Genomic DNA, 17,159 nt, shown 5'->3' on the forward strand with positions numbered 1-17,159 from the left:
TTTAAATCGGAATTTGAATCACAAACTCTGTACCCTCTCCCTGCACAGAATTAACATCTAGAGTACCGCCATGTTTTTCTACAATAATTTGATGTGCGATCGCTAATCCTAATCCTGTACCTTTACCTACAGATTTAGTTGTAAATAAATGATCGAAAATCTTTTGTTTGACTTGAGCGGACATTCCCATACCATTATCTTGAATGTAAATCAAAACACGCTCTTTATCTTCACTAAAACAAGTTTTAATCTCAATTTTATTATTAATGTCATGAAAATTACGTCCAATATTAGACTCCTCTAAAGCATCAATGGCATTTGCCAATAAATTCATAAATACTTGATTGAGTTGCCCAGGAAAACATTTGACTAAAGATATATCGCCATATTTTTTCACGATTTTAATCTCTGGATGTAGTTCCGATGCTTTTAAGCGATGCTTAAGAATCAAAATTGCACTGTCGATCCCGTCGTGAATATTAAAAGCAACTTTATTTTCTGTATCTGCCCTGGAAAAGGTTCGTAAACTGTTGCTAATACTCCGAATTCGATCGATACCTAATTTCATCGAAGAAATCATTTTTGGTAAATCTTCTCGGATATATTCTAGATCGATTGCTGCAATTTCTTCTTCAATTTTTACACCCGGATTCGGAAAATTTTCCTGATAAAGCTCGATGAGGTGAAACAAATCTTCAATCAAATCAACAGCAGGTTGAATATTACCTGCAATAAAGCCTACAGGATTGTTTATTTCGTGAGCTACACCTGCAACTAAATTACCCAATGCTGACATTTTCTCACTTTGCACCAGTTGTAGTTGCATTTGTTTTAAATCTGTAAGTGATTGTTCTAATTGTTGGGAATTCTTTTGCGATTGCTGATAAAGAGAAGCATTTTCTAAAGATATAGCAGCTTGCGAACACAATAGATTTATTACTTGGAGTCGATCGTGGGTAAATACTCCGGCAGTAAGATTATTTTCTAAGTAAAGGATGCCGATTAACTTCCCTTGATGGAGAATGGGGGTACACAGCAAACTCTTGGGTTGTTGTTCAATAATGTAGGAGTCGGAGGTGAAGGAATTTTTCACAGTCGCATCATCAATTACCAATGTCTCTAAAGTGCGTTTTACATAGTTAATTGGAGTTAGAGGGATATCTTGGCTAAACTCAATCGGAATAGATTGCAGAATAGTTGGTACTTTCTCAACTGTTGCGTAGGCGTAGCCCGTCGTAAACATCGCTTCTATCGCCCAAATATTATCCTTGAGTAAAATTAAAGCAGATTTTTTCGCTCCAGTATTTTCTATCACCACTTGCATTAATGTAGAGAGCAACTTATCTAAATGAATTTCGCTAGACAGCGCTTGAGAGGCTTTGAGAACACTTGCTAAATCTAAAGCTTCTGAAATACTGGTGCTAGTGGATGAAATTGTCATACCAGCAGTAAAAGTAGACTGAGGAATTTTATGGAGAGTAGATGCTATTTCTGTGGGATTGAGGCGAATTGTTTCCCATTGGAGAATTGGGGTGAGTAATTGAGGATAACGTTTTTCTAAGTCATAGACTTTGGCTTTAGCGCCCCAACGAACATAGCAGTAGTAAGCATTTGTTAGATAGGTTTGGGCAATTTGCTCTTTACCCCATCCCAAATAAAATTTGGCAGCAAGTTCGTTAGCTAGAGCTTCTTCTTGGATATATTCGTTTTCTTTGGCTCCCTGAATGGCGCGATTGTACATTTCCATTGCTTGAATATATTCGCCGAGAATACGATAGCGTTCAGCCTCCACTAAATGAAACTTATGTAAATGATTCATCGGCGCATGATGCGCCCAATTCTGCATTTTTTCCTGATTGGCTGTAACCCTTTTGAGGATGAATGCTCGATCGTCTTCAGAAGCATCATAATATACGGCTAATTGGCTCAGAGAATCATAGAAATGAAATAGAGCAAAAATAATACTTCCAAGAAGACTTTCTAAATAATTCTGTACTAAATCAGCATTTTCAATAGCATGAGCATACTCAGAAAATAAATAACAGAGAACCAATTTATTAAAATACAACGAACAAATCATAGTTTTATCGTTACCCTGGAGATGAAGCGGCAACATGGTTTCTTCATTGTAAGCATCACCGATTAAGCGGTAAGGGTTTTGATTTTTTGAGAGTAAGTTAAGTACTACTTGCCGATAAAGTTCATTTTTATGCAAGGATGGTTCTTGACGAATTTGTGCCAGTCCTTGACTATAATTTCCTATTTCCTCTGCTAAAGAAGATAATTCTTTCCCAGCAAAATATGAACTCAAGGAATAATTACACGCACAGTAACCTGCAAATTCTAAATCTCCTGTTTCTACCCCGCTATAATAAGCTGATTGTATAGGATGCAAAACTTCTCTAAGATGCTTCTTCCAATGATTCAAACAGCCATAAACAATCATATATGTTTTAGCTATGAATTCTTTAGCATTTAATTTATCTAATAATTTTAGAGTTAGTTGACCGAATTGATAACTGGAATCAATATCTCCTACAATCCCACCAAGAATTAGCCCATAACATGAATATCCATAAAGAGAATTAGCAGTATTTCCATAATTTAGTGATAAATTAACCTGTTTAAATAATATTAGAGGATAGAGTTCTGGCATAACTAGATAAGCAGCAGCAGCAATATTTGTCAAAATATTCATGGCTGCTAACTTATCTGGCTCAGTCATTAATTTTAACTCTAGTAAGCCTTCAATAGTTTTTCCCTCTAAAGCTAATTGTGTCTCCTGTAGCCCACAGTTAATATCTTCTGGTGTTGGCTGTTCGGGCAGTTCTATTCCCAATATTTTGAGAACATGGAGTCCCGTTTTTATAGCTTCCCACATTCTATTTTGTGCTACCTGAGATAAGATTCTGACTTCGTAGGCTTTAACTTGATCGATCAGTGTTTTGCCATGTTGTAATATTACTTGTATCAATTGTTCCGTCTGTTCAAAATCACCGTTAAGATGGGCGACTTCGGCAGAGGTTGAGTACAGTGTTAAAGCCAAATCATACTGATGTTGCCAACAATCTTCTGTGAGTAACTTAATTCCAAAATTTGTGTACTCTACAGCAGCTTCATAAGCAGTCGAAATTTTGGCTTTATGACTTGCAGTTAGGTTTAATTTTGCCAGTTCTTCTCGTTCCTCTGGCTGAGTAATTAATTCAACTCCTAAGTTTAACTGATTGACTAATTTAAACAAATTTTCTTCGCGTTCTTCAAGTGAGATATTCCTCAACATTAATCGCCCAATTTTGAGGTGTACTGTCTGCTTTTGATTTTCAGGAATTAGAGAATAAGCAGCTTGTTGAACGCGGTCGTGCAAAAACTTGTAGGAGCAGGAAGTAGAATCGATCATCCAGGAATCAGAAGTAATGATAGATTCTTCTAATTCCTGTTGATAAAACTTGTAAACTTCAGTTGTGGGTATGACCAAACCTTCTTGCAAAGCTTTCCATAAGTCTGCTGCTGTCTCTGCTAGAGATTTTTCATAGACAATTGCGAGAGTTGCTAGGTCAAACTGATTATCAATAGAAGCTGCAAGCTGCAAAACTTTTTGAGTTGCTTCTGGTAACTTCTGTAACTGAAGCACCATAAACTCTACCACATCCTCAGTAAATGCTAATCCTCTAACCTGAGCAAGATCGCATTGCCAATGACCCATATCAAAGTTATAGTTAATTAACTTCTCTTCGTGCAGAAACTTGAGAAACTGATTAGTAAATAAGGGGTTGCCTTGAGTTTTTTGATATACTAAATCTGTGAGAGGTAAAGCAATCTCTAAGTTAGATTTTAGAGTATCAGTAATTATATGATTTAAATCTGTATGATTGAGAGAGGCTAAAGTAATAGTATGAATATTCGCACCATTTTTATGAATTTTTGCTAAGGTTAACATCAACGGATGTGCTGGATATACTTCATTGTCTCGATAAGCGCCAATAACTAACATATAGTGAATTTCGGTTTCACTAATTAGTAATTGCATAAACTTTAAAGATGCTGAATCTGCCCATTGTAAATCATCCAAAAATATTACTAATGGATGTTCTTTGGTTGTGAAAACCTGGAGAAATTTTTTAAACAGTAAATTGAAGCGATTTTGTCCAGCATTCCCTGAAAGTTCAGGTACTGGTGCTTGTAGTCCAATAACTTTTTCTAATTCGGGAATAACTTCGATAATTACTTGAGCATTCTCACCCAAAGCTGTCAAAATTTTAACTTTCCATTGTTCGAGTTGGGCATCGGTTTCACTCAGTAATTGCCCCATCAAATCTCGAAATGCTTGGACGAAAGCTTTTAAAGGAATATTGCGTTGAAATTGATCGTATTTTCCTTTGATAAAATAACCCCGTTGTCGCACAATTGGTTTATGGACTTCGTTAACAACGGCAGTTTTACCAATACCAGAGAAACCTGCGACTAAAATCATTTCTACCCCCCTGAATCCCCCCTTGATAAGGGGGGATTCAGGGGGGTTAGCGACTCTATCAAATGCTGCGAGTAAGCTTTCTACTTCTGCTTGCCGACCATATAGCTTTTCTGGGATGATGAAGCGATCGCAAATATCTCGCACTCCTAACTCAAAGCCATCAATCCTGCCAGTTTCTCGCCACTGACGCCAGCAAATTTCTAAGTCATACTTCAACCCCAATGTACTCTGATAGCGGTCTTCGGCATTTTTTGCCATAAGTTTGCCGATAATTTTAGACAGAATTGGGGGAATGTGGGGATTCAGGCTATGCACCTGTGGAGGAAGCTTTGCCAAGTGACAATACACCAACTCTATCGGTTCATCAGATTTGAAAGGTAACTGTCCGATGAGCAGTTCAAAAAAGGTGACACCCAAGGAATAAAAGTCGCTGCGGTAGTCAATTCCTCGGTTCATTCGTCCGGTTTGTTCGGGAGAAATGTATGCTAACGTCCCTTCTAAAATATTTGGATTAGTGAGGGTTTGCGTTTCTCTAGAAAGTAAGGAGGCGATACTAAAATCGATCAGCCTTATATCTTTTGTGGCAGGGTTGATCAAAATGTTAGCGGGTTTGATGTCTTTGTGAATCACCCGATTGTGATACAGTCCATCAAGAATGGAGACAATTTGCAAAGCAATGTGAAAAAATGTCTCCAACCCATCAGCAGTTCCCCCCATCCCCCCATCCCCCCATCTCGCCATCTCTTCTTGGAGAGAAATCCCTCCCAAATCTTCCATAACTAAGGCATAGCTGTTTTGATAGTTCTCCAGGCTATAGGTTTTGATAATCCCATCAATATCTAGGTTTTTCGCAATGGTGTACTGATTACGGAACCGCACGAGTTCATAAAATGTCGGATACTCACGCCGCAACAGTTTAATTACTACTGGCTTTTTATCTGATTCTCTAATGCCGCGATGTACTAGAGTTTTAGATCCCGAATAAATTAGCTCATTTATTTGATAACCTGTCAGTGCCACCATAGTTCTTTTTTCCTATAAAATTAATTTTTCCTGATTTACATTAGTTGTTCCTATTAATACAAATGTGCTTAAGGTTTGGGAAGACTGTTTTATAAAAAGATATGAATATGCGATCGCTAAATTCTTATTTATAGCCGTAGTCACACAGGTTAAGAAATTTTGAAAGCATGAAAGCTAGGAATAGTAATACTTTTACCTCCTGCCTCACTTCTCTACGAGAGGCGGCGTCGAAGGGCGTAGTCGTTCGCGCAGCGTCTCGCAGAGAAGTGCTGCCTCCTGCCATACACCAGCAAAACTCTCGTAATTAACTAAAAAGCCACAAAAAAGGCGAATTGTTGTGTATGCTCTGTGACTAAGTGCCTTAGCGATACATTTCCGGGAGTAAACATGGAACGCGCCATTTCTGCGTTGGGAATTTTAATTTTTATCGGTATATCCTACGCCTTCTCTGTTAATCGTCGGGCGGTGCGTTGGCGAATAGTGGCCTGGGGTTTGGGATTGGAGTTTGCATTTGCGCTAGTAATTCTTAAAACTCCTTGGGGTTTAAATGTGTTTAAATCTCTCGGAGATATTGTCAGCCAATTTTTAGCATTTTCTGATGTTGGTGCAAAATTTGTCTTTGGAGAAAATTTTAAAGATCATTTCTTTGCTTTCCAAGTGCTGCCGACAATTATCTTTTTCTCTGCGTTCATCAGCGTCTTGTATTACTACGGCATTTTACAGCGAGTTGTAAATGTGGTGGCGTGGGTAATGATGAAAACGATGAAAACATCGGGTTCTGAATCTTTATCCTGTGCAGGTAACATCTTTTTGGGGCCAACAGAGGCGGCGCTGATGGTTAAACCTTATATAGCGAATATGACGCAATCAGAACTCCATGCCGTGATGACGGGTGGTTTTGCCACAATTGCGGCTGGAGTACTGGGAGCGTATCTTTCCTTTGGCATTCCAGCAGAACACCTAATTGCTGCTTTCTTTATGACTGCTCCCACATCCTTGGTGGTATCAAAATTACTTTACCCAGAAACAGAAGTATCAGAGACGGCTGGTAAAGCAAAAGCATATATAGAAACCAATTATGTAAATGTAATTGATGCTGCTACTACCGGAGCAATTGACGGCGTGAAGCTAGCAGTTAATGTTGGGGTGATGATTATCGCCTTTTTGGGGTTATTAGCTGCCCTGAATGCACTTTTGGGATGGTTGGGGGCATTTGTGGGCTTACAGCAACTCTCATTACAGTGGATTTTGTCTTTTATTATGGCTCCCGTAGCTTGGCTGATGGGCGTACCTTGGGCTGATTGTCGGCAAGTTGGGGCATTATTGGGTACAAAAACAATTTTGAATGAGTTTATTGCTTTTTTAGATTTAAAAGCACTAATTGAGAGTGGAAAAATTTCTCAGCGTGCAGTAATTATTACAACTTACGCATTATGTAACTTTGCAAATATAGGTTCAATTGGCATTACCATTGGCGGCATTGCGGGGATAGCACCCAATCGCCAGCATGACTTAGCTCGTATGGGTGTAAGGTCAATGATTGGCGGATTGTTAGCGGGTTTTATCACCGCTTGTATTGCTGGGGTGTTGATATAGATTTTCTCAAATGAGCGAACCGACAGTAACTTGACAATGCCCTAATCATCTGTAGAGTATAACTGTTGGGCGTAAAAACGGGCATACCGTCCTTCCTGAGACAAGAGAGAGGTGTGAGTACCAGCTTCAACTACCTGTCCTTGTTCGATTACGAGAATGCAGTCAGCCCGACGAACGCTGCTCAAGCGATGGGCGATAATAAACACGGTACGATTTTGCATCACTCGTTCCAATGCTTCTTGAACTAGTGCTTCTGATTCAGAATCTAGGGCAGAGGTGGCCTCATCCAGGATGAGAATTCGAGGATCGTTGGCAACTGCTCTAGCGATCGCTAATCTTTGGCGTTGTCCTCCCGATAGGTTAACTCCACGTTCGCCTAACCAGGTATGATAACCCTGGGAGAACTGGGTAATAAAGGAGTGGGCGTTAGCAATCTTTGCCGCTTCCTGAATCGCTGCTAAATCTAATTTTTCCTGACCGTAACCGATATTTTCAGCGATCGTTCCTGAAAAAAGAGTAATATCTTGCGGAACAATGCCAATTTGATGGCGCAAACTGGTGAGTGTGACATCACGGATATCAATATCATCAACCAGAATTTGACCTCTTTGAGGGTCATAAAAGCGAAGTAAAAGGTTAATTAAGGTCGATTTGCCAGCTCCAGAAGAACCAACCAAGGCAATGACATCACCAGGAGAAGCGTTCAAGCAAAGATCCTTGAGAACTGGCCGATCGAGATTGTAGGCGAAATCGACATGACGATACTCTACCTTGCCCATAACTCGTGGCATTGCCTGAGCATTCGATTTTTCGCTGATACTAGGTTCCTTCGCCATCAGTTCAAAGATGCGTTCAACAGAAGCTTCGGTCTGTTTGTACTCGTTGTAATTGCTAATCAGCATATCGATTGGCTGAATCAGTAAAGCCACAGCAGCTAAGAAACTGATAAACCCTTGAGTGGTTAGTTGTCCCTGAGAAATCTGCCATCCTCCTAATAAAAACAGCAGTATAATGCTAACTGCTTCCAAAAAACCGACAACGGGAAACTGAATGGATTTGAGTTGTAAAGCGCGATACTTAGCTTGGCGATTGATTTCTGCTTCTTGATTGAATCGCTTCACTTCATATTCTTGGGCTGCAAAAGCCTGAACAACGCGAATTCCGCTAAATACTTCAGTTAGCATCGCCGACAAATTGGAAACTTGATTTTGGCTCTGGCGAGATAGCACGAGTAATCGCTGACCAAATTGCCCGATCAACCAAGCCATTAAAGGAGCCAAAATCAAACCCGCAAGAGTGAGGGGCCAATTCAGGTAGAGCATATAAATGGGAATTGCAATTAACTGCAACAAATTGGAAAGAAACTGATGGGATAGCTTATCCACAATCTCGCCGACGCGATCGATATCTTCAGTCAGGCGATAAGTTAGGTCTCCCGTCTGTGTGGTTTCAAAGTAATCCAATCCAAGTTTGTGCAGGTGGGCATAAACCCGCTTACGCAAGTTTAAAACCATGTTCAAGGTAGCAGCGATCATAAAGACATTCTGCCCGTATTGACAAAGCCCTCGAACCAAAAATACTAAAGTGGCTAGTCCGAGCCAGTAGGCAATCTGGTTTACATTTCCCTGGCCAAGATAAAAAGCGACCTGACCTGCTAAATAGGGTACTGCTAGGGTGAATAACACAAATCCTAAGATACAAGCCAATCCCTGGACTAACAGCGGCCATTGCGGCCAAAGATAAGGTAACAGTTGCCAGTAACTAGAGCGGACTTTCATAGGTAAGTAAGAATTCAGGAGTCAGAATTGAGGTGCATTACGGCGTTAGCCTACCACACCATGTTACCCAACCGTGCCGACTCCTAAATTCTGGCGCAATTTCTACTCAGTTTCTCCTAGAGAGTTTAGTAGAAAGCGGGCAATTCTCTCAGATGCGCCGGGTGGGCCAAATCGCTCAGGGCCATTTTCTTTGCACTTAGCGAGGTAGTCTGAATCTTGTAAAGTTTCAATGACTCGTTTCGCTGCTTGCTTGAGAATCTCAGGGGTTGCTGGCTTAGTGCCGATGGTTTGGGCATTTCTGCCCAACAGACGCGTTTGCGCTTCTGCAAATTGATAGGTAAATTGAGGGCCCTCTCCGGGAATCTGGATGATAGGTTTCCCGATCGCCACAGCTTGCTCCACTGCCAACCCTGCCATACCAATCACGAGAGTAGAGTAACATAGGATGTCACTGAAGGCATCTGAATAACATCTCACTTCCACAATCGGTGATTCGTCAGGAGAATTTCCTGGAGGAGAATAAGTGAGTATGCCTTGAGTCAGCTGCCAACCTTGACTTTTGGCAATGTCGTCTAGTTGCTCCATCAAACTCGGTATCAAGGCTGCACGAAATTGTAATCCTGACTCAGGCATCACCTTGACGATTTCTACCACTAGTTGCAACTGCAAACAAAAATTTCGCGCGGCTTCAGGCATCCGTGACCCTGGTAAAAGTGCGATCGCTCTCTCGCCCGGTTTCAGGTGCAAGTCTTTGCCAGTAGGGACAAGGCGATCTAAAGCCGGAATGCCAGCTAACTGAGCTTTAGTTAAACCTTGCCGTTGAAGGTCATAAGCCGTATGGGAATCCTTGGTGAAAACTGCCAGACATCTGGAAGAATTAAGGTCGTGCCACAGCAGGGGATTGAGACGCAATCGCCCTTCATAGAGGGCAGAAAGACAAGAGATAAACGAAACGAAGGGACGCTTTGTTAAGTAAGCAAATGTCTGGGAGATAAAATCCCCAGTCGCCATAATTAAATCGCAGTTAGGAGCATACTGTAACACTGCTTGTAATTGTTGCCACGTTAACCCAATCAATCCCGATTGAAAATCTTTGAGCAAATACAGGCGCTTCATGTAAAAGAATCCGCCAGAGGGCATTGTTTGTGTGGGCCCAATAATAGGAATGTCCAAGCTGCGGTAAGCTTTTCCTTCCCCCACAATCGGCATTGCCGCCATCTTAATAGAAGGATTTAATTGGCGCAGGGTCTGAATAACATGAGAGGTATGGTTGTCCTCTCCGTGGCCGTTACTGATAAACAAGATTTGCTTAGAAGACATCTTGGAGTTTGGATAGGTCTAAAATGCTTATTTGGTGAGATTTTTAACCTACATTGGGTAAGTAGGCAAAGAGATTGATAGTATTTTTACTGTTGAGAGTTTGTAATTTTATAGACAAATCTACAAAGTTACTTTTTCAGGTGTAAACCGGAATGGAATTACTGCTAATCCCTGCTTTTGCAAACGCTAATCTATCAGAGAATACAGTATTAGGAGTACAAGCGCTATGGGTACATTGATATAATACCAATTCAAAAAATGTTTACGACAGATAACCCCACCCGCGCTGACGCGCACCCTCCCCGATGCTTTGGGCAGGGTTAGGGAGGGATATTATCTATGTGTTGCATTCTTTTTTCAAATTGGTATAAGTTCATCAATTGAATGAGAGATTTATTAAAGGTCTATCCCCTTGTCACCGAATCCCCTTGTTTTCTTTAATGATGACGAAGTTATAAAAAGCTGTATCGCAAAATTAAATATCTAACGTCCTATTTATACGTTGCAAATTTAATTTTTATCGGGATTTTTTATATCTTATTTATTAAATATTGTGCATTATATTAGTAATCAAAATATGCGGTAATTATTGCAAATTCCGCATTTTGTAGCTTCTTGACAAATATCTGTTCAATATTCTATTTTGTTAAAATTCAAATTTTTTGTAGATACTCAGGTGGCACACTATCGACTAACCAAACACCATTAGCAGAACAATAGAAGATGTAACCTGCCTGATGCATTGCCGCAGTATGTACAGCAAAAACTACTGGTTTTCCATGTCTTGCACCAACAGTTTGTGCTGTTTCTACATCCTTCGATAAATGGACGTGATGTCGCGACATTTTGCAAAGTCCTGTTTGCAGAATAGACTCTAAAAATTTGCGTCCCGTGCCGTGATAAAGCTGATCTGGGGGAATAACAGGTTCTAATTGTAAATCGACTTTTATACTATGTCCTTGGTTTGCACGAATCAGATTACCTGTAGAATTAAAAGAAAAGCGTTGTTTCTCGTTGAATTCAACTACCACCTGTAATTCCTGACGGGTAATCGGAAAATTATTTTTAGCACAAGCGGTAAGTAGGTCATCAACAGCAACCCAACCACCGGGAGCAAGTTTAATTCCAATTGCATCCGGTGTGTGTCGCAGATATTTGCTGAGATATTTGCTGATTTTGACAAGCCGAGAATCACTCATTTGATTGTGGTTAACATATTTATACTACAATTATAGTTTTATGTAGCACAAAAGTTTTATTTTGTGTAAATTGACAGAATTTGTCTTCCTATCATGGTTAATGCCACTCCAATTATCACAATGAGTGTCACCTTCCCGCCAGGAACGAGTGGTTGATTTGTGCTATCTAAGTTTTCTTGTTCTTGACGTTGCTTCCAACTCATTAACGCTGGAATAATTCCACCTAGAACTGAAATACTAAATGTTCCAGTGTAATCTAGGGCAGTAAAAAAGATGCTGGGGTTAAGCGTTCCCAGAGTCATCGGAGGGAAAAGAACCAACGAATAGAGGGGTAGGCGGCTAGAAAGTTGCCACTGTGCAGGTAGGAAAATATCTTTGAACAAATCCAGCAACCCGTACACAAATCCAATAAATGAAGTGACGATCGCAAATTCTGAAAAAATGGATACTAGGACTCCTAACCATTCCCCAGCACCACCTGCTCGAAGAATTTGCAGTGGGTCAAAAACAGTTCTACCATCAGATGTGCCATGTAGCATATCGGGACTGACACTTCCTAAAATTACGGCATTCCACGCCAAGAACATAATTAGAGGAATTACAGAACCAATAAAGATGGATTGACGAATTTTGGGGGCATCCCCTTCGAGTTGCGTCACAACCAATGGCACAACGTTTTGGAAAAACAGCGCTACAGACATCACTGAAATGGCACTACCAAGGGCACTCCAATTCTGAAATAATAGCTGGGCACTCTGAATATGTCTTCCCCCCAGAAATAATAATCCCAAGAAGGAAACGATGACAATTCCGACAAAGGCGTTGTTTAATTTCTCAATAAACTTTTCTCGCCCAAGATACATAATGCCACCAAATAAGAGCGTGAAAGCCATTGTGCCCATCCATGTAGGCAATATCTGCATACCCCAGAATTTTGCCGCCGCCGCTCCTAAAATCTCTCCGCCTTCGGTGATGTATGCCACCAACAGAGCATAGTGCATGAATAAATATGCACCGCCAGCAATTCGCGCTCCCACCTTACCAAGGATCTTCTCGACAACCCCTAAAAAACCTATACTTGAAAGCCCTTCTGTTCGCATCGTGTTTAAGGTAACTTCTGCAACCAATAACCCCGAAACTAGAGCGTAGAGCCAAACTGCAATGAGTCCAGATGTGGATGGTACAATCCCAGATGGCAGCGTAACGGCTGGTAGAGCCAGAATCCCAGCCCCAACGGTGGTTCCTGCAATCAATGCAGTACTCCCCAATACACTACCCGGTTGATGATTGAGTTTTTTGCCATCAAATTCGAGATGAGAAAACAACCGAGTGACTGGCTCTGAATTTTTTAGAACGGTCTTTATGGGAACCATACCGAATATCCGTACCTAAACCAAACAATATTAACATATGTAAATGTTGTTCGTAAAAGCCCCGATGTTCTTGGTTTTTCAAGCAGATTTTTTTGCTAAATAAGCGATCGCTACTTCATTATCAACACAATTTTTTGATTACAAATGTCACTTGTAGCACTTTATTAATTAAATAAACCACGCAGAAAAAAACATTTTCCCTATTATGCAATTTAAATGTGGAACAGTTTATCAGTGTCAAGAAATTGATTGAAGAACTTTCTACCATAGCTCTGGCAGAATTTGATGCCCATACAAGATTTAAAGCAATGGCTGCAACTGGCAACCCACAAGAAGGCTTAAGAATACTGGCTAAACTTGATGCTCTGACAGAATAGAGCTTGTAGGGCGATTATGCAAACACTAACGGGAGGCGATCGCATCAGCCCCATCATCAAAAGTGCGTAGGCGCAGCCCGCCGTAGGCATCGCAGTTTGTCAATTGGAAATTTAACTTTTCAATTCAATCCCCCAGAAAACAATTTATTAACTTGCGCCAAATCTACATTTCCACCGCTAATGATGACACCAACTCTCGCCTCTGCTGCTGTCACCACACCTTCGAGTAAAGCAGCAGCAGCTAATACACCAGTAGGTTCAACTACAATTTTCAGACGTTCCCACAAGAAAAACATGGTGCGAAGAATCGCTTCTTCCGATACCGTCACCATATCATCGACGTAATGCAGCACTAAGGGGAAAGTAATTTTACCAAGGCTAGGAGTCCGCGCACCATCGGCGATGGTATTAGGATTTTTGACAGTTTGTAAGGTTTTGGTGTGATAGGAGCGGGTAGCATCGTCGGCAAGGGCTGGTTCTACCCCGATTACTTTACAATTGGGTAAAAGTCCTTTAGCTGCGATCGCACATCCTGAAAGTAATCCACCACCGCCACAACAAACTAATAGTAAGTCTAACTCACCAACTTCTTGGATTAATTCTAAAGCAGTTGTCCCCTGTCCGGCGATTACATGGGGATGATCGTAAGGAGGAATGAGTGTCAAAGAGCGCTCATCTGCTAATTTTTGGGCTAATTCTTCTCGGTTTGTTTCTTGGCGATTGTACAAAATTATCTCTGCACCATAACTACGAGTAGCAGTTTGTTTGACAGAGGGAGCATCATCAGGCATGACAATGGTGGTGGGAATATTTAGTAGTTGCCCAGCCAAAGCGATCGCTTGGGCATGATTTCCTGATGAATAGGTGAGAACGCCTGTTTGTTTTTCTGCTGCCGATAGTTGGGCTAGGGCGTTGTATGCGCCTCTAAATTTAAATGCCCCCGTGCGTTGAAAGTTTTCGCACTTAAAAAACACTTGGCTATTGGTGCGATCGTTAACGATTCTAGATGTTAGTACAGGCGTGCGGTGGGCAATCCCTAAAATTCGCTTTTGTGCTGCTTGCACGTCAGTTATAGTAACGGAATTATGTTGTGGCATTGATGACAATCTTAAATATTCTTGCTCTTGTTTATATAGATACAGATTTTTATATTTACGTCTAATATTCTGGATTGAAGTATACTCATTTCAGGTGGATAGCATCATTTATTGTCTGCATAAAAATAGCTACACCACACATTATATATTGCTGTAGCTAAATTTATAAAAGTTAATTAATTCCAGTTAATCATTTTTGTCACATGAATAAAACATCTGAAAGTCGGCAAAAAAGAACTGCTCTCATTACAGGAGCGGCTAGTGGTATAGGCTATCAATTAACCCAGATTTTTGCCCGTCATAATTATAATCTTGTGTTAGTAGATAAGAATGAACAAAAACTTACTGAAATTGTAGATGAATTTCCACAAAAGTTTGGCATTTTTGTCAAAATTTTTGTTAAAGATTTATCTATCCCAACATCCCCAGAAGAAATTTTCACAGAATTACAGCAAGCATCCATCAAGATTGATGTGCTAGTTAACAATGCTGGCTTTGGTACTTATGGAGCATTTAGCGAAACAGACCTCAGCACTGAATTGAAAATGCTTCAGGTAAATATGGTTAGTCTGACTCATTTAACGAAGTTGTTCCTCAAAGATATGGTCGAGCAAAACTATGGAAAAATATTAAATGTGGCCTCAGCGGCTGCTTTTCAACCGGGGCCTTTAATGGCAGTTTATTTTGCTACTAAAGCTTATGTATTATCATTTTCAGAAGCGATCGCGAATGAATTAGAGGGTACAGGTGTCAGCGTGACTGTTCTTTGTCCAGGGCCAACAGCATCGGAATTCCAACAAAATGCTGCAATGGAAGATTCAAAGATTGCTAATGTTAACAGAATGATGGATACGGAAACCGTCGCTAGGATTGGTTATCGGGGCTTAATGAAAAACAAAACTGTTGTTGTTCCTGGGATGAGAAATAAGATATTAACTGAAAGCGTCAGATTTACGCCCAGAAATTTAGTCACAAAGGTTGTTAGAAGTATGCACGAACTTCAAAAAAAGAGGTAGTTCGAGATTTTATACTCTTTTCACAAAGACCCGAACAATGGATTTTCTAGACGACATAATTTCTTGTTCGGGTTTAAGCTTTTGCCAAAAATCAGCTAAATTAGGAACTTTCAACTAATAAATTACCCACTCCCCAAAAGTACAGTTAGAGACTTTTTCTTGGGAAGTCTCTAACTGTAGCGAACTGCAAACATAAATGGTAAATTTCCCGCTCCTGTATAAAAGCTCCTAACTCTAAATCCTAGCTATGCGCGCTCGCAAACTTAGTTTAACCACATTGATCGCTCTCATCTTGACTATTTCACAACCCATCGCTGTCAATCTTTGCTTCAACAGCAAGATTTGATTCAAGAGTTAACTGGTTTTCACTGGTGGATTAAAATCGGGGCTTAATCGTAAGTGATTTGCCGAACATGATATCAGAATTCAGAATGAATTTTGTACGAAAAAGCGAATGACCAACAAGATTTAAAACCCCCATCCAATCATTGATTGGGTGGGGGTTTAATCAGTGGCGGGTCTGTGACTCCGCAGGGGTATCTTTCACTGATTGCGAGTCTGCGTACCCTTAAGCGATCGCACCAGAGCATCTTGATTCAGAATTCAACGCCCACTAATACGATCGAATACAGGTGTAGACCAGCGATCGACTAGTTTGCCCAGAATTGACATTTCTTGAACCAAGCGGTCAAATTTCTCAGGGGTGAGAGATTGGGGACCATCGGATAAAGCTTTTGCGGGATTGGGGTGAACTTCAATCATTAAGGCATCTGTACCAGCTGCGATCGCAGCCATTGCCATCGATGGCACATATTCAGACCTACCAGTACCATGACTGGGATCGATCATAATTGGTAAATGGGTCAGCGATCGCAATACCGGAAGCACCGATAAATCTAAGGTATTGCGGGCATATTTACCATCAAAGGTTCTGATTCCCCGCTCACAAAGAATTACATTAGGATTTCCAGATGCCAAAATATATTCTGCTGCCATCAGCCACTCGTCAATTGTGGCAGACATTCCCCGCTTCAGCAGCACAGGTTTATCTTGAGCGCCTACCTTTTTCAGCAACGAAAAGTTGTGCATATTTCGCGCTCCGATTTGGATGATGTCAGCTACTCTTGCCACTGCGGATAAATCGGCAGCATCCATTAGTTCTGTGACGATACCCAAACCAGTAGCTTCCCGCGCTGCTGCTAACAAATCTAAAGCGCTTTCACCATAACCTTGAAACGCATAGGGTGAAGTACGGGGTTTGTAGGCTCCGCCACGCAAAAACTGTGCCCCAGATGCCTTCACGCGCTTTGCCGTTTCGACAATCATCGCTTCATTTTCAACAGAACAAGGCCCGGCTACCACTACAATCGGATGATGTTCGCCGAAATAGACACGACCATTAGGTGTCGGTACAACAACCTCGCTGGCTTCTCCATGTCGGAATTCTCGACTTACCCGCTTGAAAGGTTGTTGCACTCGTAATACTTGCTCAATCCAAGGGCTGAATTCCTGAACCTGTAATTTATCAATGCTAGTGGTATCACCAATTAGCCCCATCACAACTTTATGAGTGCCAACACTTTTTTCTACCGTGACTCCCCAAGTGTCACTCACTTCTTGGCTAATGCGAGTAATTTCCTCAACAGGTGTACCGCTCTTAAGTATGATAATCATCTGTTTTTCCTTCCGTATAGTTTTTGGGTGTAATACAGTCCGTTCTTAGGGGCACAGCAATGCTCATTGGTGTAAACTTAACGTGAAACCCGCTTGGTGATAACGTTTTACCCTCACCCCCAGCCCCTCTCCCCAGGGAGAGGCAGGGCTGATTCATTCCACAAGGGCAAGAAGTTTGTCAATATCATTAGAGAGAAATCTTTGAGCAATTGTGATGGAAGGATGACCATTTCGA

9 protein-coding genes and 1 pseudogene are annotated in these 17,159 nt (G+C 41.0%); 3 read left to right on the forward strand and 7 right to left on the reverse strand.

The window, feature by feature from the left end:
- Window position 1 precedes the first annotated feature (1 nt).
- Entirely contained in the window at window positions 2-5,494 is a 5,493-nt protein-coding gene (locus V7K44_RS16035; RefSeq protein ID WP_334932944.1) for a trifunctional serine/threonine-protein kinase/ATP-binding protein/sensor histidine kinase, read from the reverse strand.
- A gap of 387 nt (window positions 5,495-5,881) precedes the next feature.
- Between V7K44_RS16035 and V7K44_RS16040 the strand changes: the two genes are divergently transcribed.
- On the forward strand, window positions 5,882-7,090 hold the full coding sequence (locus tag V7K44_RS16040; RefSeq protein ID WP_334932952.1) for a NupC/NupG family nucleoside CNT transporter: 1,209 nt from the start codon (window positions 5,882-5,884) through the stop codon (window positions 7,088-7,090).
- A 41-nt stretch (window positions 7,091-7,131) separates the two neighbouring features.
- Here V7K44_RS16040 and V7K44_RS16045 read toward each other — a convergent pair whose 3' ends face one another.
- The 4 genes from V7K44_RS16045 to V7K44_RS16060 form a co-directional block, all read right to left on the reverse strand.
- Window positions 7,132-8,868: an ABC transporter ATP-binding protein gene (locus tag V7K44_RS16045; RefSeq protein ID WP_334932945.1), complete on the reverse strand. Its 1,737-nt coding sequence runs from the start codon at window positions 8,866-8,868 to the stop codon at window positions 7,132-7,134.
- 102 nt (window positions 8,869-8,970) lie between these two features.
- On the reverse strand, window positions 8,971-10,188 hold the full coding sequence (locus V7K44_RS16050) for a lipid-A-disaccharide synthase-related protein (RefSeq protein ID WP_334932946.1): 1,218 nt from the start codon (window positions 10,186-10,188) through the stop codon (window positions 8,971-8,973).
- 653 nt (window positions 10,189-10,841) lie between these two features.
- On the reverse strand, window positions 10,842-11,387 hold the full coding sequence (locus tag V7K44_RS16055) for an RNA 2'-phosphotransferase (RefSeq protein WP_334932947.1): 546 nt from the start codon (window positions 11,385-11,387) through the stop codon (window positions 10,842-10,844).
- Between the two features lie 56 nt (window positions 11,388-11,443).
- Window positions 11,444-12,760: an amino acid permease gene (locus V7K44_RS16060; protein WP_334932948.1), complete on the reverse strand. Its 1,317-nt coding sequence runs from the start codon at window positions 12,758-12,760 to the stop codon at window positions 11,444-11,446.
- A 230-nt stretch (window positions 12,761-12,990) separates the two neighbouring features.
- On the opposite strand from V7K44_RS16060, the pseudogene V7K44_RS16065 reads away from it, so the two are divergent.
- Window positions 12,991-13,137: pseudogene (locus tag V7K44_RS16065) on the forward strand (toxin-antitoxin system HicB family antitoxin); the annotation flags it as partial.
- A gap of 119 nt (window positions 13,138-13,256) precedes the next feature.
- Here the strand turns inward: V7K44_RS16065 and V7K44_RS16070 are convergent.
- The gene (locus V7K44_RS16070; protein ID WP_334932949.1) at window positions 13,257-14,234 is read right to left on the reverse strand and encodes a threo-3-hydroxy-L-aspartate ammonia-lyase; all 978 of its coding nucleotides are present in this window, start codon (window positions 14,232-14,234) and stop codon (window positions 13,257-13,259) included.
- A 203-nt stretch (window positions 14,235-14,437) separates the two neighbouring features.
- Between V7K44_RS16070 and V7K44_RS16075 the strand changes: the two genes are divergently transcribed.
- On the forward strand, window positions 14,438-15,250 hold the full coding sequence (locus V7K44_RS16075; RefSeq protein WP_334932950.1) for an SDR family NAD(P)-dependent oxidoreductase: 813 nt from the start codon (window positions 14,438-14,440) through the stop codon (window positions 15,248-15,250).
- 603 nt (window positions 15,251-15,853) lie between these two features.
- On the opposite strand, the gene aroF is transcribed toward V7K44_RS16075, so the two are convergent.
- Window positions 15,854-16,924, reverse strand: coding sequence for a 3-deoxy-7-phosphoheptulonate synthase (gene aroF / locus V7K44_RS16080; RefSeq protein WP_334932951.1), 1,071 nt, complete (start codon window positions 16,922-16,924; stop codon window positions 15,854-15,856).
- Window positions 16,925-17,159: the final 235 nt, after the last annotated feature.

It is taken from the genome of Nostoc sp. (assembly GCF_036917235.1).
In the GTDB taxonomy this organism is placed as follows: domain Bacteria; phylum Cyanobacteriota; class Cyanobacteriia; order Cyanobacteriales; family Nostocaceae; genus Nostoc.

Coding starts and splice junctions, on each gene's coding strand:
- V7K44_RS16070 (WP_334932949.1), bottom strand. CDS start 14,234: ATGCCACAACATAATTCCGTTACTATAACTGACGTGCAAGCAGCACAA.
- V7K44_RS16050 (WP_334932946.1), bottom strand. CDS start 10,188: ATGTCTTCTAAGCAAATCTTGTTTATCAGTAACGGCCACGGAGAGGAC.
- V7K44_RS16045 (WP_334932945.1), bottom strand. CDS start 8,868: ATGAAAGTCCGCTCTAGTTACTGGCAACTGTTACCTTATCTTTGGCCG.
- V7K44_RS16035 (WP_334932944.1), bottom strand. CDS start 5,494: ATGGTGGCACTGACAGGTTATCAAATAAATGAGCTAATTTATTCGGGA.
- V7K44_RS16040 (WP_334932952.1), top strand. CDS start 5,882: ATGGAACGCGCCATTTCTGCGTTGGGAATTTTAATTTTTATCGGTATA.
- V7K44_RS16055 (WP_334932947.1), bottom strand. CDS start 11,387: ATGAGTGATTCTCGGCTTGTCAAAATCAGCAAATATCTCAGCAAATAT.
- V7K44_RS16060 (WP_334932948.1), bottom strand. CDS start 12,760: ATGGTTCCCATAAAGACCGTTCTAAAAAATTCAGAGCCAGTCACTCGG.
- V7K44_RS16075 (WP_334932950.1), top strand. CDS start 14,438: ATGAATAAAACATCTGAAAGTCGGCAAAAAAGAACTGCTCTCATTACA.
- aroF (WP_334932951.1), bottom strand. CDS start 16,924: ATGATTATCATACTTAAGAGCGGTACACCTGTTGAGGAAATTACTCGC.